Annotated in this window: 20 protein-coding genes; 8 read left to right on the top strand and 12 right to left on the bottom strand. The window is 57.2% G+C overall.

Going from position 1 to position 25,559, the window contains the following annotated elements; all coding sequences use genetic code 11:
* Window positions 1-49: 49 nt before the first annotated feature.
* Both uxuA and B5F35_RS03155 read left to right on the top strand, forming a co-directional pair.
* Entirely contained in the window at window positions 50-1,099 is a 1,050-nt protein-coding gene (gene uxuA, locus B5F35_RS03160; protein ID WP_087237998.1) for a mannonate dehydratase, read from the top strand.
* 110 nt (window positions 1,100-1,209) lie between these two features.
* The gene (locus B5F35_RS03155; RefSeq protein WP_140401130.1) at window positions 1,210-3,603 is read left to right on the top strand and encodes a beta-mannosidase; all 2,394 of its coding nucleotides are present in this window, start codon (window positions 1,210-1,212) and stop codon (window positions 3,601-3,603) included.
* Window positions 3,604-3,636: 33 nt separating this feature from the next.
* Here the strand turns inward: B5F35_RS03155 and B5F35_RS03150 are convergent, their stop codons facing one another.
* From B5F35_RS03150 to B5F35_RS03140, 3 genes are all read right to left on the bottom strand, one after another.
* Window positions 3,637-4,818 (bottom strand): Gfo/Idh/MocA family protein, encoded by a 1,182-nt coding sequence (locus tag B5F35_RS03150; protein ID WP_087237994.1) that lies wholly within the window; start codon window positions 4,816-4,818, stop codon window positions 3,637-3,639.
* 117 nt (window positions 4,819-4,935) lie between these two features.
* Window positions 4,936-7,203 (bottom strand): glycoside hydrolase family 95 protein, encoded by a 2,268-nt coding sequence (locus tag B5F35_RS03145; RefSeq protein WP_087237992.1) that lies wholly within the window; start codon window positions 7,201-7,203, stop codon window positions 4,936-4,938.
* Window positions 7,204-7,330: 127 nt separating this feature from the next.
* Window positions 7,331-8,212, bottom strand: a complete 882-nt coding sequence (locus B5F35_RS03140) for an AraC family transcriptional regulator (RefSeq protein WP_140401129.1) — start codon at window positions 8,210-8,212, stop codon at window positions 7,331-7,333.
* 214 nt (window positions 8,213-8,426) lie between these two features.
* On the opposite strand from B5F35_RS03140, the gene B5F35_RS03135 reads away from it, so the two are divergent.
* From B5F35_RS03135 to B5F35_RS03120, 4 genes are all read left to right on the top strand, one after another.
* On the top strand, window positions 8,427-9,389 hold the full coding sequence (locus B5F35_RS03135) for an aldo/keto reductase (protein ID WP_087238153.1): 963 nt from the start codon (window positions 8,427-8,429) through the stop codon (window positions 9,387-9,389).
* Between the two features lie 97 nt (window positions 9,390-9,486).
* Window positions 9,487-10,452 (top strand): uroporphyrinogen decarboxylase family protein, encoded by a 966-nt coding sequence (locus B5F35_RS03130; RefSeq protein WP_087237988.1) that lies wholly within the window; start codon window positions 9,487-9,489, stop codon window positions 10,450-10,452.
* A gap of 104 nt (window positions 10,453-10,556) precedes the next feature.
* Window positions 10,557-11,222, top strand: coding sequence for a M24 family metallopeptidase (locus B5F35_RS03125; protein WP_162611315.1), 666 nt, complete (start codon window positions 10,557-10,559; stop codon window positions 11,220-11,222).
* 42 nt (window positions 11,223-11,264) lie between these two features.
* Window positions 11,265-12,536 (top strand): L-cysteine desulfidase family protein, encoded by a 1,272-nt coding sequence (locus B5F35_RS03120; protein WP_087237984.1) that lies wholly within the window; start codon window positions 11,265-11,267, stop codon window positions 12,534-12,536.
* 47 nt (window positions 12,537-12,583) lie between these two features.
* On the opposite strand, the gene B5F35_RS03115 is transcribed toward B5F35_RS03120, so the two are convergent.
* The 4 genes from B5F35_RS03115 to B5F35_RS03100 form a co-directional block, all read right to left on the bottom strand.
* Entirely contained in the window at window positions 12,584-13,540 is a 957-nt protein-coding gene (locus tag B5F35_RS03115; RefSeq protein WP_087237982.1) for a uroporphyrinogen decarboxylase family protein, read from the bottom strand.
* 43 nt (window positions 13,541-13,583) lie between these two features.
* Window positions 13,584-15,005, bottom strand: a complete 1,422-nt coding sequence (locus tag B5F35_RS03110; RefSeq protein ID WP_087237980.1) for a Sapep family Mn(2+)-dependent dipeptidase — start codon at window positions 15,003-15,005, stop codon at window positions 13,584-13,586.
* A 178-nt stretch (window positions 15,006-15,183) separates the two neighbouring features.
* Window positions 15,184-16,362 (bottom strand): Gfo/Idh/MocA family protein, encoded by a 1,179-nt coding sequence (locus B5F35_RS03105; protein ID WP_087237978.1) that lies wholly within the window; start codon window positions 16,360-16,362, stop codon window positions 15,184-15,186.
* Window positions 16,363-16,377: 15 nt separating this feature from the next.
* A complete protein-coding gene (locus B5F35_RS03100; protein WP_087237976.1) occupies window positions 16,378-17,217 on the bottom strand; it encodes a sugar phosphate isomerase/epimerase family protein in 840 nt (279 codons plus the stop codon).
* Between the two features lie 332 nt (window positions 17,218-17,549).
* Here B5F35_RS03100 and B5F35_RS03095 point away from each other — a divergent pair, with 332 nt between their 5' ends.
* Entirely contained in the window at window positions 17,550-18,362 is an 813-nt protein-coding gene (locus B5F35_RS03095) for a sugar phosphate isomerase/epimerase family protein (protein ID WP_242969387.1), read from the top strand.
* Between the two features lie 106 nt (window positions 18,363-18,468).
* On the top strand, window positions 18,469-19,347 hold the full coding sequence (locus B5F35_RS03090) for a DUF4261 domain-containing protein (protein WP_087237972.1): 879 nt from the start codon (window positions 18,469-18,471) through the stop codon (window positions 19,345-19,347).
* A gap of 188 nt (window positions 19,348-19,535) precedes the next feature.
* Here the strand turns inward: B5F35_RS03090 and B5F35_RS03085 are convergent, their stop codons facing one another.
* From B5F35_RS03085 to aroB, 5 genes are all read right to left on the bottom strand, one after another.
* Window positions 19,536-20,813 carry a sn-glycerol-1-phosphate dehydrogenase gene (locus B5F35_RS03085; RefSeq protein ID WP_087237970.1) on the bottom strand — a complete coding sequence of 426 codons (1,278 nt, stop codon included), beginning with the start codon at window positions 20,811-20,813 and terminating at the stop codon, window positions 19,536-19,538.
* Between the two features lie 92 nt (window positions 20,814-20,905).
* Window positions 20,906-22,015, bottom strand: a complete 1,110-nt coding sequence (locus B5F35_RS03080) for a bifunctional chorismate mutase/prephenate dehydratase (RefSeq protein ID WP_087237968.1) — start codon at window positions 22,013-22,015, stop codon at window positions 20,906-20,908.
* Between the two features lie 25 nt (window positions 22,016-22,040).
* Window positions 22,041-23,144, bottom strand: a complete 1,104-nt coding sequence (aroC, locus tag B5F35_RS03075; protein ID WP_087237965.1) for a chorismate synthase — start codon at window positions 23,142-23,144, stop codon at window positions 22,041-22,043.
* Entirely contained in the window at window positions 23,092-24,417 is a 1,326-nt protein-coding gene (aroA, locus tag B5F35_RS03070) for a 3-phosphoshikimate 1-carboxyvinyltransferase (RefSeq protein WP_087237962.1), read from the bottom strand. Before aroA ends, aroC begins: the two co-directional genes overlap by 53 nt.
* A 5-nt stretch (window positions 24,418-24,422) precedes the next feature.
* Window positions 24,423-25,499 carry a 3-dehydroquinate synthase gene (gene aroB / locus B5F35_RS03065; protein ID WP_087237960.1) on the bottom strand — a complete coding sequence of 359 codons (1,077 nt, stop codon included), beginning with the start codon at window positions 25,497-25,499 and terminating at the stop codon, window positions 24,423-24,425.
* Window positions 25,500-25,559: the final 60 nt, after the last annotated feature.

The raw sequence follows: 25,559 nt of genomic DNA, 5'->3' as shown, positions 1-25,559 counted from the left end.
AAATTGAAAAATGTGATGCTTCAGGTTTGAGAAAGAGGGGGAATGACAAATGAAGCTTTCATTTCGGTGGTATGGTCCAGAGGATACGATCCCGCTTGGGTATATTCGTCAGATTCCCGGAATGCGCAGTATTGTGACGGCAGTATATGCTGTTAAACCCGGCGAGGTGTGGCCAAGGGAGAGTCTGGCTGCCCTGCGGCGGGACTGCGAAGAAAACGGTCTGGTTTTCGATGTGGTAGAATCCATTCCTGTGCATGAGGATATCAAGCTGGGGCGCGGCGAGGTGGATCGCCTGCTGGAGACATACTGTGAAAACATCCGGCGGTGCGCGGAGTTTGGCGTTAAGTGTGTGACGTATAATTTCATGCCGGTGTTTGACTGGACGCGGACTCAGCTGGACAGAAAAGCGCCGGACGGCTCCACCAGTCTGGTCTTGTATCACGATCAGATGACGGGCCTGGATCCTCTGACGGACGACATTCATCTTCCGGGTTGGGACGCAAGCTACAGCCAGGAGGAGGTCCGGGAACTGATTGCGGCCTATGGGGCTCTCGGCGAGGAGGGGCTCTGGGCGAATCTGGAACGCTTCCTCAAAGCTGTGATTCCGGTGGCGGAATCGTGCGGCGTGAAAATGGCTATTCACCCGGATGATCCGCCGTATGCCATTTTCGGCCTGCCCCGCATCATCACCTGTGAGGAAAACCTTGATCGTCTGCTCCGCATCGTGGACAGCTCTGCCAACTGTCTGTGCCTGTGCACCGGAAGCCTGGGGTGCGCGGCCTTCAACGATGTTGCGGCCATGGTGCGCAAATATTCTTCCATGGGACGGATCGCCTTCATGCACATCCGCAATGTACAGAGGCTGGAGGACGGCTCCTTCGAGGAGCGCGCTCACTTGTCCGCCTGCGGTTCTTTGGATATTTATGAGATCGTGAAAGCGCTCGTGGAGACCGGATTTGATGGCTACGTCCGTCCCGATCACGGCAGGATGATCTGGGGGGAGACAGGGAAGCCCGGTTATGGTCTGTATGACCGCGCGCTCGGCGCGGCATACCTTAATGGACTGTTTGAAGCCTGTGAAAAGGCGCTGCACAAATAAGGGGATTATAGATCCACAGAAAGGTCACAGACAGCATCTTTCTGTATTTTTAAACATCTCAGAAAAGAAGGCGGCGTACATTGGAAAAAAATCTGAATCAAAATTGGAGTATGACATTTGAGCCATACGGAACCTTTACGACCGCTCTGCCAGCTTCCGTTTACACGGTGCTGCTGCGGGAAGGCAAAATTCCGGATCCTTTTTATGGGCTGAACGAATTTTCGGTCCGTGAGCTGAGCCGGAATGATTCCGTCTTTTTCACAAGCTTCCACCTCACGGGGGATGAGCTGAAAAGGGAGCATTTAATTTTGCGCTTTGACTGCATAGATACCATTGCCACGGTGTTTGTCAACGGTGTCCCAGTGGGCCGGGCGGACAATATGTTTGCCGCATGGGATTTCGAGATCGGCTTCGCCGCACGGGAGGGGACGAACACGCTGCGTGTGGAGATCGATTCCCCCATCCGGTGCGCGGAAGAGGCGCAGGACGCCGATCATCTCTGGGGACAAGAGGAATGGATGACGATGCGGGGCTACCAGCATCTGCGCAAGGCGCACTGTATGTTTGGTTGGGATTGGGGTCCGCAGCTTCCGGATATGGGAATTTATCGCGGTGTCAGGCTGCTGGCGTATGATGGAGCCCGGTTGGAGGATTTTCTGGTCTTGCAGCACCATAGAAAGGATGGGAGCGTCGAACTGACGGTGACAGCCGAGTTTTCGGACGGCGTGCCGCACAATGGCGTTGTATCGGTAAAGGATCCGGACGGTGGGCAGATGGATGCCCCGCTGGCGGACGGGAAAGCCTCCTTCATGGTGGAATCCCCTCGCCTGTGGTGGCCGCATGGCTACGGTGAACAGCCGCTTTATACGGTGACGGTGTGTGCGGGAGAGCAGGGGGAGCAGACGAAACGAATTGGCCTGCGCACGCTTACCGTCAGCACAGCCCAGGATCGATGGGGCAGTGAGTTTGCCTTTGTGGTGAACGGCGTCAAGATTTTTGCCATGGGCGCCGACTACATCCCCGAGGACAATCTGATCCCGCGGGTAACGCCCGAGCGCACGGCGGCGTTGATTCGTTCCTGCGTGGAAGCGAATTACAACTGCCTGCGCGTATGGGGAGGCGGCTATTATCCGGACGATGCCCTGTTTGATCTCTGCGATGAAAACGGCCTGATTGTATGGCAGGACTTCATGTTCGCCTGTGCGGTCTACCGGCTGACCGATGCCTTCCGGGAGAGCGTCACGCGGGAGTTTGTCCATAACATCAAACGGCTGCGCAGCCATCCAAGCCTGGGGCTTCTCTGCGGCAACAATGAGATGGAAATGGCGTGGGTCGATTGGGGACTGCCGAAAAACGAGACGCTGCGGATGGATTATCTGGAGCTGTATGAAAGACTGCTGCCGCGCATCGTCAGGCAGTACGCTCCGCAGACCTTTTACTGGCCCGCTTCCCCCTCCACCAACGGCGGCTTTGACAACCCGAATTCCCCTGACGGCGGCGACGTCCACTATTGGGATGTGTGGCACGGAAGCAAACCGTTCGAGGATTACCGGAACTATTATTTCCGCTTCTGCTCGGAATTTGGCTTTGAAGCCTTCCCGGACTGTGAGACGCTGCGCGGGATCGGGGAAGAAAAGGATATGAACCCGTTTTCCCGCGTGATGGAGAGCCATCAGAAATGTGCGGGAGGGAACCAGAAGATACTGAATTATCTTGCGGGAGAATACCGCTACCCATCCAGCTTTGAAAACTTTGTCTATGCCTCACAGCTTTTGCAGATGGACGCTATCAAATACGGCGTAGAGCATTTCCGCCGCTTCCGGGGGCGCTGCATGGGAGCCGTGTACTGGCAGCTCAATGATATCTGGTCGGGACCGTCCTGGGCCAGCGTGGACTATTACGGCAGATGGAAGGCGCTGCATTACGCCGCAAAGCGTTTCTTCGCTCCGGTTCTGCTTTCCATCCATCTGGGAGACGGCAAAGCCGTTTTGAATATTTCCAATGAAACAAGAAACGTGTTCCGCGGAACCGTGCGGGCCGGAATCCGCACCGCCGCCAACCAGGAGGTGCTTTCTTTGGAGCAGAGCTGCACGGTGGATGCTCTTTCCAGTCTGGATGTGCTGGTGCAGCCGGTGGATACTCTCACGGAGGAACAGAGATACTCCTGCTATTTCTGCTGTGAGCTGCTGGACGAAAACGGTTCTCTCCTGTCCCGCGACACAGCGCTGTTTGTCAAGCCGAAGCATTTTGAGTTTTTGGACCCGTGTCTTACAGCCGATGTGCTTTTGCATGACGGAAAAATTTCTGTGCGTGTGTCCGCTTCTGCCTACGCGCGCGGTGTGCGTCTCTCAGCGGGCGATCTTCCGGTTCGCTTTACGGATAACTATTTTGACTTGACCGGCAGCCGTGTGACAGTGGATGTTGTTGCGGTTTCAAAGGAACCGGTAAGCTTACAGGAGCTGGAAAAGAAGCTGTCTGTTTGTTCCGTGTATGGGATTGGCTGACAATGGAGCTGCCGGACAAACGGAGAGAAGGTTTTACCAGCGCACACTCCACCGCGTCTGATACTCTTCGCTCATTTTCTCTGTCTGTACGGTCCGGCGGGGGGACAGACGCTCTTCCTCCTGACGCTGTGTGAGAAAGCCTTCAAAACGCTCCTCGTCCACCGGAAGATCAGCCCAGCTGTTTGTCCATGCGGAGAGATAGGCGGCGTTTGAGATGGAGAGCGAGCGGATTCCCTCAGCTCCGGGAGCGATCAGCGGCTCTCCGTGCAGAATGGCCCGCGCAAAGTTTTGCAGAATGATCGGGTGACCGTCCGGTTCCGGCGCGGAGAAGCGTTCCTCCTGTACTTGCGGCTGGAAGAAACCCTCCTTGGCGGAAAAGCAGAACTCGCGTTCCGGAGCGTCCAGCCGCTGCCACAGAAGGCTGCCGTTTTCAAGCACCAGACGGCCGCGATCCCCGGAGATCTCCAGCCGGTTGGTGCCGGGCGTTTCTCCCGTCGTGGTGATGAATGTCGCGCTCGCGCCGTTCTCGTACTCGGCCTGGATGGTCACATCATCCTCCACGGCGATCCGGTGGTATTTGCCAAACGAGCAGAAGGCGAAAATGCGCTTAGGCATCCCGAAAATCCATTGCCACAGGTCGAGATTGTGCGGAGCCTGGTTGAGCAGTACACCGCCGCCCTCACCGTTCCAGGTGGCGCGCCAGGAGCCGGAGTTGTAATAGGCCTGTGTGCGGTACCAGTTTGTCACGATCCACACCAGGCGCTTCGGCACGCCGAGCTGCCCGCTTTGGACAATCTCCCGCGCCCGGGCGAAGAGCGGGTTGGTGCGCTGGTTGAACATGATGGCAAAAATCTTCCCGCTTTTTTCCGCCTCCTCGTTCATGCGGCGCACGCTGCGGACGGATACGCCGGCAGGCTTTTCGATCAGCACATGCTGGCCTGCCTGGAATGCGTGGATCGCCGCAAGGGGGTGCACCTTATGGGGAGCGGCGACGATCACCGCTTCCGTTAATCCAGAGGCAAGCATTTCCTCGTGGGTGGCGAAAACAGGAACCCCCGGAACCTCGCGGTGCAGCAGTTCGCGCTTTTGCGGATCGATGTCGCACAGGGCCGCAACGGACAGGCCGTCCTCGGGATGTTCCAGCATCCAGCGCAGGTGTGCGCTGCCGATGTTTCCGATTCCGATCAGGCCGATTCGAACGGATGGTGTTGTCATAATAAACGCCTCTGTTTCATGTGATATTGATGGAGCCTTGTAATGCTCTCGCGCCAATGAAGCTTGCCGCCCCAGGGCACGGTCATCGAGACCGTAACCGGGGCGGATCGTTTTTTCTCAGCGCTGGAAGTGGAAAACCGCCGGTTGTCCGGCAGAAACAGTGATTTTTTGCTCCTGTCCGTAAGCGCGCAGGAGCAGCTGTGCATCACGTGCCGGAAGAAGGGAGCCGCTCAGTGACGTCTCGTCCCAGGAAACGGAAACCTCATGTCCGCCATGGGCGCGCAGGCCGGTAAATGAGCCGGTTTTCCATTCTGCCGGTACGGCGGGCAGCAGGAGCAGTTCCCCTTGCGCGCCATCCTGCAAAAGCATCTCTGCCACACCGGCGGTAAAGCCCGTGTTGCCGTCGAGCTCGTAAATTCCGCCAGTGATCGAGGTGGTCGGCCCCTGATGGGTGATCATCATATTGTCCCGGCTTAAAAAGGAGATCATCGGCTTGATGAATTCTCCCGCTTTTTCCCGTTCACGCAGGCGGGCATGGAAAAGAATCAGCAGCGCACCCGCCCAGTTGGCGTATACAATGTCCTTTGCATTCTCGCCAAGACGGCGGCGAAGCGTCGTGCGGACAGCTTCACACAGCGCCGGATCGCGGTCGGGGGAGAGAAGCCCCAACGGATGGAGGGAAAGCACATGTGACATATGGCGGTGGTCGGGGTACACTTCCTCAAAGTCCTCATGCCATTCCATAAGCTGTCCATGCTTTCCGGCGCGGAACGGCGGCAGTCGGTCGAGCACCTTTGCCAGCGAGCGGGTAAAGTCATCCTCCCGGCCAAGAATAGAGGCTGCTTCCCGCACAGCGAGAAACACGGCGCGTGTCACCGCCGTGTCAAATGTGCCGCCCACCGCCAGACAGTGCGGTTTTCCTTCCCATAAGAACGCATTTTCCGGCGAATAGGACGGAACCGTTACAAGCTCGCCGCTTTTCGGTTCCTCCATCAGGATATCGCAGAGGAAACGAGCGCTTTCCCGCAGTGTTTCATAATAGTCGGAGAGGAACGCGCGGTCCTCAGTGTACTGATAATGCTCCCAGATGGAGAGCGCAATCCAGCCGCCGCAGGAGATGCTGAAGCCCCAGGAGATATCCCAGCCGGGCGCGGCCCAGCCGAAGGCGTTGGAGATGGTGTGTGCGCACCAGCCTTGGGCTCCGTAAAGGGTCTGTGCCGTTTTTGTTCCGTTTGGAGCAAGGATGTCCCGGATCCAGCGCAGAAGCGGCGCGGCACAGTCACCAAGCCCGGTTTTCTCCGCCGGATAGTAGTTCATCTGTGTGTTGATATCAAGGTGCATGTCGTCCGTCCACTCCATGCGGCAGGCGCGGTCATCGTTCCATACCCCCTGCAGGGCGGCGGGGAGGAGTGAATCGGGGCGGGAGGATCCGAACAGCAGATACCTGCCGTATTGGAAAAAGAGGGAAATAAGCCCGTTATCCCCTCCGTCATGCTCCGCAAAAGCGCGGATGCGTTCGTCTGTCGGAAGCTGTGCGCGAGTGTCCGGCATGGTGAAGGTGCAGCGGTTCATGGCTTTTGTATGTTCCGCGAGATGATCGGCACGTACGGCGTCATATCCTTTTGCAACCGCCTTCAACACACGCCTGCGGCAGAGTTCTTCCGGATTGTTTCCCGAAAAATCCGTGGCCGCCGTGAGAAAAACCGTCAGTGCGGAGGCGTTTTCCATCACAAGACCGCGGCGGTTCCATGAAACCTCGCCGTCCGTCTCATAGTGCAGGCAAATGCAGTAAGACACGCCTGTGAGACCGTCACTGTGGATGTTTTCCAGCGCGCGTCCCGATACGGTGAGTGTGTGTGCTGTTTCGTCCCAGTCGGTATGGCATGGCTGACTCCATCCCTCGGTCCAGAGGCAGAAGGTGCGCCGCTCTCCCTGCGCCGTCATGCGCACGGCCATTACCTTATCGGGATTGGAGGCAAAGCTTTCCCGCCGCACTTTCCCGCCTTCGAGTGCGATCCCATCAAGTGCAAGGCCTGTCTCCAGCTCAAGCTCGCGGGTTTGGGAGACTGGCTCCGCTTCAAGCGCGGCCATCAGTCTGCCGAGCGGAACCTGTGTGCCGTAATTTCCCTTTTGCCCAATGCAGCTTTCCAAAAGCCGGTCGGCCTGTTCATAGTCTCCGGCCAAAAGATATTCCCTTGCCCTGTGCATCTTTTCGCCCGCGTTTTTGTCCAGCGGACAGGGCTGGTTTTCTCCTGACCAGCAGGTGTTTTCCGAGAGATCGAACCGCCCGGATGCACCGCCGTAGCACATTGCGCCCAAGTGTCCGTTTCCAATCGGCAGGGCCTGCGTCCATTCGAGTGCTTCCCGTGTATACCAAAGCTTCATAACAACTCCTCCTTTTTATGAGCCAGATACGGATTGGCCGAAAAGGCGATTTGCTTTTATATTAGTCTGCCGTCCATAGAAACGCAAGAGCCAGCGCGGAAATTTTCCGCGCTGGCTCTTTGCAGGGCTACAGTTCAAACTCCGACCGGACAAAATTCTTTTTTTGGATGGAACGGCAGTAGTTCCTGTATTTGAGCGGAGACATTCCGACGATTTCCGCAAAACGGCGGTTGAAGCTGGAAGGAGAGGAAAATCCCACGCTCAGGGAGATGTCCAGAATGGATTCTTCGGTACTGAAAAGAAGAATCTGGGCCTTTCGGATCCGGATATGATGGATGTATTCCAGTGGAGAAAGCCCCACAGCGTTTTTAAAAATACGCCGGAAGCTGGTCAGGCTGGTAAAACAGAGATCAGCCAGAGTTTTCGGCGGGATGTGCTCCATGTAATGGTCGTTGATATACTCCACAGCGGCAGAGAGGCGAAACACCTGCCTGGACTGGGGAGAATTGTTTTCCGAAGAGGTTACGGATGGAAGCGACTTTTCCAGCTCTGTCAGCAAAAGCAGCGCCAGGGCACGGATACAGTCTTGATGGCACTCCTTTTTCTCGCGCATATGCTGGAGAATTTCGAGCAGCAGCGAAGCCGCTCGTTCATTTTCGCCGGTATGGACCACATAGGGGAATTCTGGAGAATTATGCTGAAAAAACCGAATCCTGTCGATGGAAGCAGGGAAGACCTTCTCCAGGAGACGTACAGCATCCACATAAAGGTATTCTATGTTCGGGTCGTCCATGCGATTTTCCCCGTCTCCCTGAAAGGTAATATGGCTGGCATAGGGAGGAATCAAAAACAGATCTCCGGCATGGATGGGAAAGGTCTGATCCTCCACGGCCAGCGTGGTGTCCCCAGAAAAGACATAACCGATCTCCATACAGTTGTGAAAGTGCATGTAGTTGGGAAGGGAACGCGACTTGGGAAAGAGAAACTGGCCGTTGAGCAGGGCAATCACAGGGAAGTCTGCTGCGAGCGGATAGCTTCTGAATTCCAGGATAAATCTGGGAGTTGGTTTTTTTGCATAAAATCTGTCCTTTTTCAAGAGGAAAATATCGCTTTAGTCGATTAATATAAGTACATCAACCAAAAAACAAGAAATAAATCTCAAGAAACTGTAAAACAAAGGAGGAATTTTCTTGTATTGTGCAGACACGAGCAGATATGACCATATGCTTTACAACCGGTGTGGAAAAAGCGGGATTCGGCTGCCCTTCCTTTCCCTGGGGCTGTGGCACAATTTCGGTGAAAATGTACCGTATGAGCGGGCAAGGGAGCTTGCGCTTTTTGCGTTTGACAAAGGCATTACCCATTTTGATATTGCAAACAACTATGGCCCAAGGCCGGGAAGCGCCGAGATTACCTTCGGACGGATTCTCAAAGAGGATCTCGCGCCGTATCGCGATGAGCTCATAATCTCCACAAAAGCCGGATATTACATGTGGCCCGGTCCTTATGGGGAGTGGGGCTCCAAAAAGAACCTGCTTGCCTCTCTGGATCAAAGCCTGAAGCGGCTTGGGCTGGATTACGTGGATATTTTCTATCATCACCGCCCCGATCCGGATACGCCGCTGGAGGAATCCATGGAGGCGCTGGCCTGCGCGGTACGCCAGGGGAAAGCGCTCTATGTCGGCATTTCCAATTACAGTGCGGAGGATACCCGCCGTGCCAGCCAGATTCTCAAGGGGATGGGAATCCATTGTCTGATTCATCAGCCCAATTACAGCATGTTCAACCGAGCACCGGAAAACGGTCTGTTCCAGGCGCTGGAGGATGAGGGGATCGGGTGCATTGCGTACTCCTCACTCGCACAGGGGCTTCTCACAAACCGCTACTTTAACGGCATTCCGGAGGACTCCCGCGCCAACGGACACAGCGTTTTCCTGACTCGGGACGGGGTTACGCAGGAAAAGGTGGAGAAGGCCAAAAAGCTTGACGCGATTGCTCAAAGAAGAGGGCAAAGCCTTTCCCAAATGGCTCTTGCATGGAATCTGCGCAATCCGCAGATGATCTCTCTGATTATTGGCGCCAGCAAGGTGCAGCAGATTGAAGAGAACCTCAAGGCGCAGGAGAACATGCAATTCTCGCAAGAAGAGTTGGAAGAAATTGACAAAATTCTTCTGGGAAGTATGTGAAATCCGTATGTAACTCATTTTATCATCCGTATCCGTTCTTTTCAACACACATTTTATTTTTTATGTGCCGGTGAACGGAGAACAAGGGGAGACAGATGTGACAAAAAAAGAACGTCTTTTGGCGGCGTTGAAGGGGGAACCGGTGGATCGCCCGCCCGTCAGCTTCTGGAGGCATTTTTCCGGCCCGCAGGCACATGGCGCGCTGTGTGTGGAAAAGCATATTGAGTTTTACCGAAAAACCGATTTGGATTTTATCAAGGTCATGCACGACGGATTGACGGCTCCCTGTTCTCTGGATGTGCACAGTCTGAGTGATCTGAAAGCATACCGCCCGCTCGGCAGAAAAAACGCTTACATCACAGCCTTTACAGAGCGGGCCAGTCGGATTGTTGATGCGATCGGGGACGAGGTTTATGTTTACGCCAATGTCTTTTCCCCTCTCACCCTCCTGCGGCGGATCGGGGATGAGAAGCTTCGTTATTATGTGTATGAGGATGAAAAAACCGTAACCTATGCTCTTGACGTACTGGCGGAGGAACTTTCCCTTCTGTGCAGCCTTTTGGTGAAGGAATACGGCTGTTTAGGCGTGTTCGCCGCATTTCAGGGGAATGAAGTCAGCCGGTATACAGAGGAACAGTTTTACCGGATTGTGTATCCCTACGACAAAAAAATGCTGGAAGCCGCGAACGAGGCTTCCCCTTATAACATCCTTCACTTCTGCGCCTGGGATGAGATTCCCAATCGTCTGGGGATTTGGAACACCTATCCCGGCTGTGCGGTGAACTGGGCCGTTCATATTGAAAACCTTTCTCTGGCACGCGGGCGTCAGATGTTTGACGGGCGCACGGTTATGGGCGGCTTTGACAACCGCCGGGGAAAGCTTTTGTACTCCGGAAGCAAGCGTGCTGTTCAGGAGGAAACGCAGCGTCTCGTTCGTTCTTATACGGAGGAAACCGGCTCAAACAGAGGATTGATTCTTGGCGCGGACTGTTCGTTCCTGCCGGATTTTCGGCTGAACCGCTTTCTTTGGGTATCAGAGGCCCTTGACGGCCTCCTGGCATAACGATACTTTACATCTTGAGGAAAATGGAGGTTTATGTATGAAAAGAAAATGGAAACGTTCGTTGTCGGCCATTGTGGCTGCCATGCTTCAAAACCTCCAAGGAGGTGGAAAAGCTCACCCGCGCTCAAAGGATCACGGAGCAGGCGCTGGAACAGACGCTTCCCTCGTTTCGTCCGGGGGTGTCGGAGTTGGATCTGGCCATTGAGCTGGGAACCCGCATGTCAAAGCTTGGGTCAGACCGCAAGTCGTATGATTTTATTTTGACCTCCGGTCCCAAAACCTCCCGCCCGCATGGCGGAGGCCCCATCCGCCGGGTGGAAAACGGGGATTTTGTCATGATGGATATGGGAAGCCAGATCGGCGGTTATGCCTCCGACATGACGCGGACCGTTGCGGTGGGAAGCGTGACGGAGGAGCAGAAACGTGTGTACGAAATTGTTCTGGAAGCACAAAGGCGCGCTATAGAGTCCATCCGTCCCGGCGTGCCGTGCAGCGCGGTTGACGAAACGGCGCGCGGTTATATTGCTTCCATGGGATATGGCGACTATTTTGGCCATGGGCTTGGCCACAGTCTGGGAATCGAAATTCATGAGCAGCCCCGCCTGAGTCCTGTCTGTACCGATGAGCTTGAGCCTGGCGTGATTGTAACAGTGGAGCCGGGGATTTATCTGCCGGGGAGGTTTGGGGTGCGCATTGAAGATATGGTGTTGGTCACTGAGACAGGGCACTGCAACCTTACCGAAAGCCCAAAGGAATTGATGATTTTATAAAAGCATTGTCACAGGAATATGTAATTTCCACGGAGGGAAAGCATGAATCAGGAAGAACAAAATCGATATATCGCGGTGCTCCGCAGGGAGCTTGTACCGGCTATGGGCTGCACCGAACCGATTGCGATTGCCTATGCGGCGGCACTCTGCCGGAAGTACCTCAAGGGGCCGCCAAAGAAAATCCATGCGGCGTGCAGCGCCAATATCATCAAAAACGCCCATTCCGCCTTTGTTCCGCACACAGGCGGAAGGAAAGGCATGGAGGCCGCTGCGGCAGCCGGTGCCCTTGCAGGGGATCCGGACAAAAAGCTGGAGGTTCTGGCAGGCATAACGCCGGAGGATCTGAGACGGATTGACGAAGCCTGTCAAAGCCATATCTGTACGGTGAGCCGTATCGAGGGAGGAGCGCTGCTCCATGTAGCGGTGACGCTGGAGAACGAATCCGGCAGCGCCTGCGTGGAAATCCGGGATTCGCATACCAATGTCATCAAAATTTCGCAAAACGGTCAAACGGTATGGGAAAAGGAGGACTCTTCTGCACCGGAAAGCGAAACCGCGGCGGATGACTCCTTTTTGACGGTAGACGGTATTCTGGATTTCTGCGAAACCGTCCGTTTGGAACAGGTGGAAGATCTGATTGAGCAGCAAATCCGCTGTAATATGGCGATCGCGGAGGAAGGGCTTTCCGGAAAATATGGCGTTGCCATTGCCAGCTGCTTCGACCAAAGCAATTTGTATCAGAAAATGAAAGCCTTCGCGGCCGCTGCTTCCGAAGCCAGAATGAGCGGGTGCGAGCTTCCCGTGGTCATCAATTCCGGAAGCGGGAACCAGGGAATTGCTGTCTCGGTTCCCGTGATTGTATACGCACGTGAAACGGGTGTTCCGCGGGAACGTCTTTACCGTGCGCTTCTCCTTTCCAATCTTCTTGCCATCCATCAGAAATCGGGCATTGGAAAGCTTTCCGCTTTTTGCGGGGCTGTGTGCGCTACCTGCGCGAGCGGGGCGGCCATCTGTTACCTGCAAACAAACGGAAACCGGGAGGCTGTCCGCCGCAGCATTACCAATACGCTGGCCAATACCTCGGGAATCCTGTGCGACGGGGCGAAGCCCTCCTGTGCGGCTAAAATCTCGTCCGGTCTCGACGGCGCTTTGCTGGGATGCGCGCTTTCTCTTCATCAGCGGCAATACTGCGAACAGGACGGCATCGTGAAAAACAGCGTGGAGGAAACGATTGACGCTGTGGGGCGCATTGCGCGGGAAGGGATGGAGGAAACCGATAAGGTTGTATTTGATGTTATGCTGGAACAAGCATGAAAAAGTAAAGCGCCTGATTTCCACTTGGGAATCAGGCGCTTTGCCTTTTATTTCTCTGTCAGCTCATTGACTGCATCGACCACCCATTGGATCCGCTGCTTGTCAATCGTGGCAGGGAGCGTGCAATCGGCTCCGATCATCATGCCCTGTGAACCGGTATTCTGAACCAGCTCTTTGGTGAAGCGCACGATTTCCTCACGGCTTCCGGTAAACAGCAGGCCTGTGGGACGGTTGTCAAATCCTCCGAGCACCGGTTTTCCAAAATATTCCCGGCCCTCCTTGAGGTCCATCCCCTCAATGTACACGGCCCAATTAAAGACAGCGGCGGGGTAATCCTTCCATACCTCCAGGTTGTTTTTAATTCCGGCCCATCCGCAGCAATGCAGGATGTTGTGTTTGCTGAAACGATTGGCGTGCTCAAGCACATAGAGGTCGCTGGGCGTAATCAGGGAACGGTATTCCTCCGGGGTAAAACGGTCATGCTCACCGCCCTGGACACAGTAATAAATACCGTCCATTCCGCCCTCTTCCACCAGAAGCTGGGAGAGCAGAGCGTTCATTTGCGCGATGGCGTTCAGCGCGTGCTGCACCGCTTCCGGATTTTCCTTGAGCGAGCGCATCACAAATTCATCCGAAGTGCCGAAACGAATCGAAGAGAAGGGGGCAAACACATTGTAAAACATGCAGATGTTTTCCTTCACCCCGGCCCGTACCCGCCGGGCTCTCTCCACCTGCTCCTGTATAAACGGATGGTCCCTGTCCAGGGGCTGGAGACGGCTCCAGTCCTCCGGTGCCTGGATCTCCTTGGGGATCGGGTACTCAAAGTAGTGGTCGCACATGATTTTGGCGAAATCGACATCAATGCGGTTGTAATAATTCAGATGCGCGTCCACACACGCTTGTCCTTCACACTCCTCCGCGGGAAAATGGAACCAGAAGCCCACCGGCGGACGATCCACCGGCTTGCCTTCAAAAGCATTGAGAACTCTTGTCCTTTTGTCCATACAGAACTCCTCCTTTTGCTTGAGCCCCCTGTGGGGCGCAGTATCAGAACGTCAAATCATCAATGGCAGCCAATCCCAGGGCGTAAATTTCCATCGAACGGAGCTGCCGCGTGAGATCCAGCGCTTCGTCCGGCTGATGGAAATCGCCGTGTCCCTTTGGAAAAACAGATAACGGCAGAGGTTCCACCGGCATGCCCGTGCCAAAGGCGACGGCGCGCGGGATCTTGCGGGCGTAGGTGCCGCCGCTCATGATAAACGGTTTTTCCGCTGTTCCCATCACACGATTGTAAACCTCCGTGAGACGCTGCACCGCGGGATGGTCCCGGTTGTAATAATTGGGATTTCCGGCGCGCAGAATGTTTACGCTGCATCCCCGCGCCGCGCAGGCTTCTCTTACCAGAGGCTCGAGCTGGGCGCAGCGCATGGAAACGGGAAATTTTGCGCTTGCCTCAAAGGTCAGGCGGCGATCCGGTTCCAGACGGAGCATTGTGGCAGCGCAAATCAAAGGACCGGATTCCTCATCCGCACAGGCCAGTCCCAGCGCCGTTCCCTGGAAATCAGAGCAGGCGTCCTGCAAAAACTCCAATGCAGACCGATCCGTTTCGCTCAGGGACGGGCAGGAAAGAAGAACACGGGCCAAAAGTCCCAGCGGGGAAATCGCTCCATCGGGTGACATGGCGTGACGTGATATGCCGTGTGCGGTCAATACCTTTCCCTCTACAGAATACGGCGGTTCTGTGCAGGTGCGCAAAAAAGCCTCCGCTCCTGCGCATCCTGTGAAATCGGCACGGGCTGTCTCCGGGATCATGGTGCGCACTTCTCCGGCATAAACGGCAGGAAACTCGTCGCTGACCGGTTTGTCCGTGGTGACTGCAAAATCAAAAGCGCCGCGTTCCCCGTAACATACCGGAAACCCGCTGTCCGGAACAAGGCTGAATTCAGGACATGCATACCGTTTGGTATAGTAATCCATATCCGCCATTCCCTTTTCCTCATTGGTTCCGGCAAACAGGCGGATAGAGTGCTTCATTTCGATTCCCAGATCCCGCAGACAGCGCATTACATAGAGCATGGCGATGGCCGGACCTTTGTTGTCCTGTGCTCCGCGTCCGATGAGATAGTTGCCCTTCTGCACAGCGGAAAATGGTTCATACAGCCAGCCTTCGCCCACCGGAACCACGTCCAGATGCGTCCACAGGCCAATGTCATGTTCTGCATTTCCCATACGGATTTCCGCGACATAGTATTCATAGTTCCTGGTCTCAAATCCGTATTTTTTTCCCAGCTCCAGAAAGGCGTCCACCGCGTCCCGGCAGCCTTGCCCGAACGGCGCAATCCCGGAAGCGGAATCCGAAACGCTGGGGATGTTCACAAGCATTGTGAGATCCCGAAGCATTTCGTCCTTGTGCGTCTCTATCCAGTGCCGCACGTTTTCCTGAAAGGCTTTTTCCTGCACCTTCCTCATTCCCTCCTTTCCTAATGAAAATCTGTTCTCATTATAGCGAAAATCAGCTGCTTTTTCTGATGCAAAAGGAGCAAAAAAAGTGTGAATTCAACCAATTTATTCGGTTGTCTTTCCGAAAACCCGGAACAAGCGGCTCCGGGTTAAGGGGCGTGGTGAGAGATGCCAGCGGGCAGCGCAGTCAATTCGGCACTTTGGCGCCCCCATAGGTGCCGGAGGTATCCGCGATGACGGCGGTGACGTTTTCCTTGCGGCGGGAGGTGGCGATGCGCTTTTTGAGCTCCTCGCAGAACAGGTCCTCGTCAAACGGAACCTCCACCGGATGGCCGAGCCACGTGGAGAGATGCATGGCGTTTGAGATGGTGAGACCGAAGATGCCCTCTGTGCCGGAGGCGATCAATGGCTCGTCTCGCAGGATAGCGGCGGCGAAGGCGTTGAGCACGCCGACGTGCTGCTCCGATTTGCCGTCTGTCTCCACCTGGATTTTCTCCGCCTTCGGGCAGCCGAACGGGATGGTGTTGGTGCGGGTAAACTCCGGTTCGGGCATTTCAAGCTTCCAAAGTGTCAGCTCGCCGTTCTCCGCGATGAGCTTGCCGCCGTCCAGGGTGATCTCAAAGCGGTTTGTACCGGGAGCATCGCCCGTTGAAGTGATGAAGGTGCCCGTCGCGCCGTTCGCGTACTCCACATACGCCGTCACATCGTCCTCCACCTCGATGTCGTGCCATTTTCCGAAATGAAGTTTGGCGTCCACCTTGACCGGCATGCCGCAGATCCATTGCCACAGATCGAGGTTGTGCGGACACTGGTTCAGCAGAACGCCGCCTCCTTCGCCGCTCCATGTCGCGCGCCAGGCACCGGAATCGTAGTACGCCTGCGGACGATACCAGTTCGTAATGATCCAGCTTGTGCGGCGAATTTGGCCGAGACTGCCGCCCTGCACAAGCTCGCGCATTTTGCGGTAGATGTGATCGGTGCGCTGGTTGAACATCAAGCCGAATTTTACATTTGACTTTGCGGAGGCCTCGTTCATTTCCCGCACCTGCTTGGTGTAGACACCAGCGGGTTTTTCCACCATTACATGGAGGTTCCGTTGAAAACACTCGATAGCGTATTTGGGATGGTCGTAGTGCGGGACGGAGACAAGCGCCGCTTCGATCAGCCCGCTGTCAAGCATCTCTTCCGCCGTGGAAAAAACGGGCAGATCTTCGCCGAGCTGTTCGCGCGCCCACTTGAGCCGATCGGGATTGATATCGGCCACAGCGGCGACTTCAAGTTCAGGGCAGAGCCCCTCCTTGATATTTTTCAAATGGCCTGAACCCATATTGCCCACGCCGATGATGCCAAGCTTTACTTTTCTCATGCTGTTTTCCTCCCTTTATGTGTTTTCGCCGATCAGCTTCCGCAGCGCGGCGGCGGCAGCAGCGAACGCTTCACGGTTTGATGCGTACTGGTAGGAGGGAACGTCTGAGCGCGCACCCTCCTGCTCCAGTGCCTTGAGTCCTTCAAAGACGGCCAGATGCGGCTCGAGTGTCAGCACCGTCCCCTGATACCGCTGCAGCAGCTCCGGCAGATGCCCCTCGCCGCAGCCCGCCGGAACAACGCTGCCGTCCGGCATGGCATCCTTGATGTGCATGTATTCCACATAAGGTGCGAGCAGCTCCCAGGCCGGGAGCGTCGCTTGGCCGGACTGGATGAAGTTCGCCGGGTCAAAGACGGCCTTCAGCTCCGGCAGAGCGCGGTGGATCTCCGCGCAGCGCGGGGCCACATCGCCGTAGATTCCCTTTTCATTCTCGTGGCACAGGACAATCCCGCTTCCCTTTGCCGCCTCGCAAAAGCGGGAAAGACGATCCAGCACCTCATCGCGGAAGGTTTCCGGCGCTTCGCCGCGCGGCAGATAAAAACTGAACAGGCGGATATGGGATGCGCCGAGGGCTTCTGCGAGCTCAAGGCCATGCCGGAATTCATCGAGACGCAGACCGAACGCTTCGGTTACTTCTGATTTACCGTATGGTGAACCCACGGACCAGACGGCGATCCCCTCGTCCGCCAGGCGGGCGCGCAGCGCTTTGGCCTCCGGTACGGTCAGGTCGGCGACGCTTTTGCCGTCGACACCGCGAATTTCAAGGAGGGAAATGTGTTCCGCCCGCATAGCTTCGATTTGGCCGGATATGGCGGCGTCAGCCTCATCGGCGAAAGCTGCAATCTGATAACGCATGGTAGTTTCCTCCTGTGTGTTGTCTTGGATTTTGATATGCCGGAACTGATATCAGTTCCCGTCCGTTTCTCTACACCATAATAGCACATTTTTTATGAATTCCCAGGGGTTTCAGCAAAATGTCTGTTTTGATTCAGGAAATTATTTTTCATGATGCAGGACGTTTTTTTGGATTTCCTTCAGTTTTCTGCGGAAAGGAAAAATAAATCAGTTTACAACCAATGGGGAAGAGGCTAAAATGAAGGATAAGAGTGCAGGCAGCCCTCGGATTTGCGATGGCGCATCTGTATCCGGGGGATGCGGTTTCCAGCAGGTTTTTCCATGTGGCAGGCATGGAAGAACGAGAGAGTGAAAGGGGAGAGAGTATGTTTTCTTTTGGCTGCTGCCTGCCGGGTGGGCCGTTCGACGCCGGACAGGCCCATCGTCTGGCAGCAATGGGTTTTGCCTATGGAGAAATTGCCGCTGCGCCGCTGGCTGCAATGACAAACGAAGAGTTTGCCGCCCTGCGCCGGGAGCAGCAGGTGGGAGGTTTGCCGATTCAGGCGGCGAACTGTTTCCTTCCGGGGGAGCTTTCTCTTTTTGCGCCGGATCAGAAAGAGAAGCTGCGCGGGCATGTGGAGCGCGTTCTGCACCGTGCGGCGGATCTGGGCATTGATACGGTTGTTTTTGGAAGCGGAGGAGCGAGACGGATTCCTAAAGATACCCCGCGTGAGGTGGGCGAGGATGTGATCGCGGACTTTTTGACCTTGTGCAGCCGCTTCTGTGCGCAGACGGGTGTCACACTGGTTATTGAACCGCTCAACAAAACAGAATGCAATGTCCTGAACACCGTGGAGGAAGCGGCTCGGCTTGCGCGCCGCCTGGATTTGCCGCAGATCCGTGTGTTGGCGGATGCTTATCATGTTTTCTGTGAGCAGGAGGATTTCTCTGTGCTTTCCCGCGAACGGGAATGGCTTGCGCATATCCATGTAGCGGAGCCTCCCGGGCGTATGGTACCCGGCGCGGACGGGGGAGCCTATTTGGCATGTTTTGGAAAGGCTCTGCGTGAGGCTGGATATGACGGACGTGTTTCGATCGAATGCCGCTGGGAACATTTTGAAGCGGAGATGGAGCAGGGGCTTCACTTTTTGAAAAAATCCTTTTGATCCGCTTGTCTGCAAATATGGGGCAGAGAAATCGGCTGCTGCCTGACTTTGACGGTACACAGAATCAAAAGGGATGAATTTGAATTGATAGATAGGAGAATAAACTATGAGCGAAGAAGTGTTTCAGCAGAACCTGGAGAACGCGAAGGAAGTGATGCCCGGCGGTCCGTATCTCATTCAGATGCTGTTCAAAGAGCCGGTGTCCATGCCGGACAAGGAGAAAATGATCGCCGTGATGGAGCGGCATATCGGAGCCGTGGAGTGCTTCTGCCATGAGGAAAAGACCGTGGGCTTTGCCGCTTTGGATCATATCGCGGAGTTTAAGGACGGCAAGGCCCCGGTGCAGCTCATGGTGACAGGATGCACCGAGTTCAAGGGAGATAGCTTTGACACTTTCCTCTTGAGCCAGATGTGGGACTGTCAGGAGGATCGGGAGCGGATTTTCCGGGAGTGCCAGTATCAGGTTGTGGCTGTCGACATGCTGACTTCCGCGCTTCCTGCTCTGGAGAGAGCCAACCTGGACGCGGATTTTCTGGATGCTCTGGCGGAGCTGTACCCGGACTGCGAGGCGTTCTATTTTCAGAACTGCGGCAAGCTGTTTCTGGCGGAGGATGTGCGCTCCCACCAGATGCAGGGGCCGGATCGTTTCATCCGTTTTGGCGTCAATGCCCGGTTTTTCAACATTGAAGGCACAGAGGATATGCTGATTGACACAGTGGGCATGAGCACTCTGTTCCTCCCGGATCTGCAATATCATTTTCACGGGATGGATCCCAACTGGGTGGTCAACCATGCTTACAATGTGGCTTCTTACCTCCTGGCCAATGATAACCCCATCGAAAGCGGCGAGACCGTAGACGGCGTTCAGGGCGGCAGGATGTGCCAGGATCTCCAGTGGAAATGTCAGTATGAGGACGCTTTGATCCAGCCGCCCAGAGTGGTTCTGGATATTCACATGGGTGAGTACGCTTCCGGAGGCCGCTGATTCTCTTCCCACTTGGAATGTATGCCGTCCCGCGAGTGACGGACATTCCCCTGTAGGATTGATGCGGCCAATCAATGACAGAGAAAATGCCCCCTGACGCAGGCAAAAAGTGCTGCGCCAGGGGGCGTTTGCATTGCGGAGAGTTTCCTATATACCGCTGTGTGTAAAGCGCTGAAGGGCTGACCCGTTTACAGGATATCGTGCTCAAAGGAGAAGAGCTTGAGCATCCGCATAAAGGTCAGGCGCGCCCGGACATAGGGGGAGAGACGGGCGGTGGGGGCGCGCATGGAGTCGGGCAGGCCGATCTCCGCCAGACTTTTGCCCGCTCCGGCGCGGGCAAGCATATCTGTCAGCTCCTGCGGCGTGGGGATTTCCTCAATGGAGCGCAGGATATCCGGCAAAGCGGCGCGCAGCGTGTCCGGTTGGATGGCGTCGAGCGGGTTCACGCGGTTTTCGTCCAGAATTTCCCCGAGCATGGCCTTGTCCGGGAAGCTGGATTCGAGCAAATCCATTTCCAGCGGCATGTGATCCCGGATGGTGAAAGCGCCCCGGCGGATTTCCTCCGCGGCACGGTGGTAGATGCCGGAGGAGAGCACCAGGCCGACGGAAACCTTCTCGCCGTGATAATAGTTGACATGGCCGTTGATGACCTCCATCTCCCACAGGTGGGACATGTGATGCTCCGCGCCGGAAGCCGGACGGGAATTGCCGACCATCTGCATGGCAAGGCCGGAGAGCAGCAGCGCGTACATCAGCTCCTCACAGGCCTCGCGTCCGCCCTCTCGGATGGCGTCAAGCCGCTGGCAGACGACTTTAAGGGCATCGTATTCCAGCTGGCAGACACGGTCACAGATGTATTCACCCGTGACAGCGTGGGCGATCTTCCAATCCGCCAGAGCGGTGTATTTGCCGAGCAGATCGGAGAAGCCGGAAGCGTTCAGACGGTGCGGCGCACGGGAGAAAATGTCGCTGTCCGCGACGACAAGAACCGGAGCCACGGCGGGAAAGGTTTTCTTGCAGCCGTTCCACGTCATGGCGGCCACGGTGGAAACAAAACCGTCCACGCTGGCCGCTGTCGGTACGGAGACGAAGGGCAGTCCCCGCTTATGCGCGATAAAACGTGTGATGTCGTGGATTGTGCCGGAACCGACAGCGAGCAGTACGTCCGGGGTATGGAGCGCGTCAAGCTGTTCCTCCGCCATGGCGACGCCGTGCTCGTTGGCGTGCAGGTTTTCCGGGTTGAGAACGATCAGGCCGCTTCCAGGAAGGAGATCGCGCACGGCCTTCCCCGCCGCCTCATAAGTGTTTTCGTCGCAGAGGATGACGGGATTTTGGCAGCCGGATTGGTCCAGCAGAGCGGGCAGGCGGCGGATGGCTCCCGGCTCAATGTAGATGCCGCACACGGAGATTTCGTGTGTATGGCCGCAGGGACAGGGCTTGGCAAACTCGCTGACGTCAATGTTCATGACAGACAATCCTCCCTCATATTTCCGATTGGAACTTACGAAATGGTAAAAGAAAACCGAAAACTTACGTTTTCGGTTTTGATTATAACACATTATTCGCGTTCTGTATAGTTCCCAAGGAAAGAAAAGCGGGGAAGCTCAGCGGAGAGGGAAGCAAGGAGCGTCAGCGTATCCGGGTCCTGAACGTTTCCGGTGAAGTCGAGATAGAAGTCATATTCAAAGCGGCGGCCCGGGATCGGACGGCTTTCGATTTTCGTAAGATTCAGCCCCGCCTGCGCGAACCGGGAGAGCACCGCGTGCAGCGAACCGGTCTGGTGCGGCAGAGAAAAGCACAGGCTGATCTTATCCGCATCTGTGGGGAGAAAGAGCGTGCGGCTGATGACAATAAAGCGGGTGCAGTTGTTTTCTGTATTTTGAATCCCGCGTTCCAGAATCGTCAGTCCGGCGGAGAGGGCGGCTTCCTCGGAGCAGATGGCGGCGGCGTCCGCTTCCTGTGCGGCGGTGAAGGCGGCCTCGGATGTTGTTTCACACGGGACGGGCTGCAAATGCAGGGCGGCAATCCGTTCCGAGCATTGTGCAAGAGCCTGCGGGTGGGAATAAACGCGCACAGGCGCCGCGCCGGGCCGGACGGCCAGGCAATGGTGCACCCCGAGTGTGGCCGCGCCCACAATGAAATAGCGGAACTGCAAAATCAGATCATAGACTTCACCCACAGAGCCTGCGGAGGAATTTTCCACCGGAAGCACGCCGAATTCCGCGTCCCCGGCTTCGACGGCGCGGAAGATCTCCGAAAAGCTGTTGAAGGTGATGGGGGTGCAGCCGGGAAAGAGACGCTGCGCGGCAGTGTGTGAGAACGAGCCGGGGCGTCCGAAGGTGGCAATGCGCCCCACCTGCTTTGGAAGCGGTTCGGCTTCCGCCACCAGTGCGCGCAGGGGAGCGCCGCTGTCAAGCAGGCCATGCTGGAGTCCGCGGCTGACCTCCATCAGGGTGGAATAAAGGACGCGCGCCGCCCCGGCGTATTCGCCCGCCTGTCCGGCCACACGGTCGAGGATGGCTTTCTCACGTTCCGGATTCAGCACGGGCAGCCCGGCTTCCTTTTTCACCGCCGCAACCTCCCGGGCACAGTCCATCCGTGCTTCAAACAACGGCAGAAGCTGAGCGTCGATCGCGTCAATTTTTTTTCGGATTTCTTCGAGTGTCATCGTGGTTTCGTTCCTTTCCTTGTTCTCAGGGGCGCAGGGCACCGTTTAAGAGCAGCAGCTCCAGCGCGGCCACGGCGGCGGCGCTCTCCGCGACGGGTGCGGCACGCGGCACAATGCAGGGGTCGTGCCGTCCGTGTACCTCCAGTTCGGTTTCGCTCCGGATTTGCAGATCGACGCTTCTCTGCTTTTGGGAGATCGATGCGGTGGGCTTGACGGCGATGCGGAATACGAGCGGCATCCCGGTCGTGATGCCCCCGAGGATCCCGCCCGCGTGGTTGGAGACGGTGCGGATCTCCCCGTTTTCCGCGACGGTGTACGGATCGTTGTTTTCGCTGCCGCGCAGAGACGCAGCGCCGAAGCCTTCCCCGAATTCCACGCCCTTTACGGCGGGGATGCCGAAGAGGATGGAGGAAAAGAGCGATTCCACGCCGCCGAACAGCGGGCCGCCCAGACCGGCGGGCAGGCCGGTGACGGCACACTCCACAATCCCGCCCACGCTGTCGCGGGCCATGCGTGCTTCCTCAATCACGGCGCGCATCTGTTCCTCCACGCCCTCCCCGATCACGGGAAAATATGCTTCGGACAGGCGGTGCAGCAATTCCTGCGGGACCTCTGGCCCGGGCAGAACAGCGTCGCGCACCGGCCCCACGGCGGCCACATGGCTGCCGATGTGGATTCCCCGCCGTTCGAGGATCTGGCGGCAGACAGCCCCGGCGGCGCACAGGCAGGACGTCAGCCGCCCGGAAAAATGCCCGCCGCCGCGCACGTCGTTGCAGCCGTGGTAATGAATATAGGCCGGATAATCGGAGTGGCCGGGGCGCGGAACCTGCATCAGGTTGGCATAATCGCCCGAGCGTGTATTGGTATTTTGAATGACGATGCACAGCGGCGCGCCTGTGGTGCGCCCGTTCAGCATGCCGCTGAGGAATTCAGGTGTGTCGGCTTCCTTGCGGGGTGTGGAGCTCTTGTCCCGGCCCGGCGCGCGGCGCGCCATCTGGGCGAGCAGAGCGTCGCGGTCAATCGGTTCCCCAGCGGGCAGACCGTCGATTACCACGCCCACAGCCGGGCCGTGGCTTTCACCGAAGATCGAGATTCTGAGGTTCGTTCCCCAGACGGATGATGCTGCCATGTGCAGTCCCTCCCAACATTTGATAGTCCTGAAAGAAATCAGGGTAGCTTTTGCGGATGCTTCCGGCGTCCGTAACGGTGCACGGAGAATCGGAGCGCAGGGCGGCGACGGCGATCGCCATCACCACGCGGTGATCGTTCTTTCCTTCGGCGGTTCCTCCCGCGAGGGCGGGTACGCCGTGCAGGATCAGCCCGTCCGGCGTTTCCTCCACCTGTGCGCCGATCGCGGTCAGCCCTTCGGCCATCGCGGCCAGACGGTCGCTCTCCTTCAGACGGAGCCGCTCCGCGTGATGGATGACGGTTTCTCCCTCCGCGAGCGAAAAGGCAGCGGCGAGGATCGGCACCAGATCCGGGATCTGGGAAGCGTCGATCGCGATCCCGTGCCATTGATCCGCCGTGCAGCGCAGAGCTCCATTTTCCCAGGTGAGCCGCGCCCCGCCCTGTGCGAGCAGATCGGCGATGGCTTTGTCCCCTTGCAGGGAATCCTCCCGCAGACCCCGGACGGAGACATCCCCGCCGAGCGCCCCGCCCGCGAGGAAAAACGCCGCCTGCGACCAATCGCCCTCCACTGTATGGCGGCAGGGCCGGTATGATTGCTGTCCGGGGACGTGCCAGCCGTTCGCGGTGCGTTCCACATGCACGCCGAACGCATCCATCGCCTGCACCGTCATCGCAACGTAGGCGGCGCTTTCGAGCGGTGTGGTCAGGCAAATTTCGCTGTCCTCCGGCAGAAGCGGAAGGGCGAGCAGCAGGCCGGTGATAAACTGGGAGCTGACGTTTCCGGGCAGGGAAAAGCAGCCGGGCTGCAAACGACCCTCAATCGCCAGCGGCAGACCGCCCTGCGTCCGGCAGGAAACGCCGTGCTGCGGCAGCAGTTCCGTGTAAATGCCGATGGGACGATCCGGCAGGCGGCCATGCCCGGTAAAGACGGCGGGAATGCCGAGGGCGGCGGCAATTGGGATCAGAAAACGGAGCGTGGATCCGCTTTCCCCGCAGTCAAGCGAGACGGTTCCCGTCGGGCGTGTCCCGGCGGAGACGGTGCACACGCCGTTTTCAAGGACAGCCCGCACGCCGAGTGCGTGCGCGGCGCACAGCGTTGCCCGGATATCGTCGGACAGGGCGAGAGGGGAGAGGATACTTTCCGTTTCTCCCGGTGACGAGAGCGCTGCGAGGGCGGCGCAGAGAATGGCCCGGTGCGCGGCACTTTTTGAGGGCGGCGCGTCCACACAGCCGTTCAGACGGCCGGGCAGAAGCGTCACGCGATCCGCGTCCATTGCTTTCACCGTCCTTCCCACTCCGCGAAGGCTTCGCGGCACAGGCGGGCAAATTCCGCGCGCGGCAGGCGGTGAACGAAGCTGTCTCCGATCGTGCGCAGAAGAACGATCCGCAAATCACCGCCCAGCCCCTTTTTATCCAACGCGGTGGCTTCCACGATTTGGTCAAGCGGTGTGCTGTCTGAGACGGGCAGGCCGTATTTTTCCAGCAGAGAGGCAATCTGTTCCGTTGTTCCCGCTTCCGTCAATCCCATGTGCTCACCCAGGTGTGCCATCAGCACCATGCCGATCCCAACGGCAGCCCCGTGCGTCAAACCGGTGTAGCTGTGCGCCTTTTCCAGCGCGTGGCCCAGCGTGTGGCCGAAGTTGAGCACCATCCGTTCCCCGGTGTCAAATTCATCGTGCTCCACGATCTCCCGCTTGCAGTCCACGCAGGAAAACAGAATGGATTCCATCTGCGGCGTCAGATCGGCGGCGTCCCGAAGCGTATCAAACAGCGCGCGGCTGCGGATGCAGCCATACTTGATGACCTCTCCCATGCCGTCTGAGAAAAAGAGCGGCGGGAGCGTGCCGAGCGTGTCGGGGTCGATGAGGACGAGGGCGGGCTGGTGAAAGGCTCCGGCGAGGTTTTTGCCCTGCGGCAGATCCACCGCTGTTTTGCCTCCCACGGAAGAATCCACCTGCGCGAGCAGCGAGGTGGGAACCTGCACAAACGAAACGCCGCGCAGGTAGCATGCGGCGGCAAAGCCGGCCATATCCCCCGTCACGCCGCCGCCGAGGGCCACAAGAAAGTCGCTCCGCGTCAGTCCCTGCTGTGCGAGGAAGCCGAGCATGTCCCCCACGGTGGAGAGCTGCTTGCTGCCCTCTCCGGCGGGGAACACAAAAGAGGAGGGGGCAAAGCCCGCTTCGCGCAGGGAAGCCATTGCGCGCTCGCCATAAATCGGGAACACGTTGCTGTCGCTGATGACGGCGGCCTTCGCCCCGGCGGAAAACAGGGCGGCGCAGCGTCCGCCCAGCTCGTCGAGGCAGCCGCGCTCGATGATGATTTCATACGGTTTTGAGGTGTTGACTGTCAGCTGCATAATGGAATCCGTTTCCGCGGCAGGCCGCTGCCTGTGCGGAGCTCCTTCCTTATTATAATT

The sequence above is a fragment of the Anaeromassilibacillus sp. An200 genome (genome assembly GCF_002160025.1).
Taxonomy (GTDB): Bacteria; Bacillota; Clostridia; order Oscillospirales; family Acutalibacteraceae; genus Caccousia; species Caccousia stercoris.
The sequence above is the reverse complement of the archived record's forward strand: the minus strand, read 5'-3'. Positions and strand labels throughout refer to the sequence as shown.

Coding starts and splice junctions, on each gene's coding strand:
- uxuA (WP_087237998.1), top strand. CDS start 50: ATGAAGCTTTCATTTCGGTGGTATGGTCCAGAGGATACGATCCCGCTT.
- B5F35_RS03155 (WP_140401130.1), top strand. CDS start 1,210: ATGACATTTGAGCCATACGGAACCTTTACGACCGCTCTGCCAGCTTCC.
- B5F35_RS03150 (WP_087237994.1), bottom strand. CDS start 4,818: ATGACAACACCATCCGTTCGAATCGGCCTGATCGGAATCGGAAACATC.
- B5F35_RS03145 (WP_087237992.1), bottom strand. CDS start 7,203: ATGAAGCTTTGGTATACACGGGAAGCACTCGAATGGACGCAGGCCCTG.
- B5F35_RS03135 (WP_087238153.1), top strand. CDS start 8,427: ATGCTTTACAACCGGTGTGGAAAAAGCGGGATTCGGCTGCCCTTCCTT.
- B5F35_RS03120 (WP_087237984.1), top strand. CDS start 11,265: ATGAATCAGGAAGAACAAAATCGATATATCGCGGTGCTCCGCAGGGAG.
- B5F35_RS03115 (WP_087237982.1), bottom strand. CDS start 13,540: ATGGACAAAAGGACAAGAGTTCTCAATGCTTTTGAAGGCAAGCCGGTG.
- B5F35_RS03110 (WP_087237980.1), bottom strand. CDS start 15,005: ATGAGGAAGGTGCAGGAAAAAGCCTTTCAGGAAAACGTGCGGCACTGG.
- B5F35_RS03105 (WP_087237978.1), bottom strand. CDS start 16,362: ATGAGAAAAGTAAAGCTTGGCATCATCGGCGTGGGCAATATGGGTTCA.
- B5F35_RS03100 (WP_087237976.1), bottom strand. CDS start 17,217: ATGCGTTATCAGATTGCAGCTTTCGCCGATGAGGCTGACGCCGCCATA.
- B5F35_RS03095 (WP_242969387.1), top strand. CDS start 17,550: ATGGAAGAACGAGAGAGTGAAAGGGGAGAGAGTATGTTTTCTTTTGGC.
- B5F35_RS03090 (WP_087237972.1), top strand. CDS start 18,469: ATGAGCGAAGAAGTGTTTCAGCAGAACCTGGAGAACGCGAAGGAAGTG.
- B5F35_RS03085 (WP_087237970.1), bottom strand. CDS start 20,813: ATGAACATTGACGTCAGCGAGTTTGCCAAGCCCTGTCCCTGCGGCCAT.
- B5F35_RS03080 (WP_087237968.1), bottom strand. CDS start 22,015: ATGACACTCGAAGAAATCCGAAAAAAAATTGACGCGATCGACGCTCAG.
- aroC (WP_087237965.1), bottom strand. CDS start 23,144: ATGGCAGCATCATCCGTCTGGGGAACGAACCTCAGAATCTCGATCTTC.
- aroA (WP_087237962.1), bottom strand. CDS start 24,417: ATGGACGCGGATCGCGTGACGCTTCTGCCCGGCCGTCTGAACGGCTGT.
- aroB (WP_087237960.1), bottom strand. CDS start 25,499: ATGCAGCTGACAGTCAACACCTCAAAACCGTATGAAATCATCATCGAG.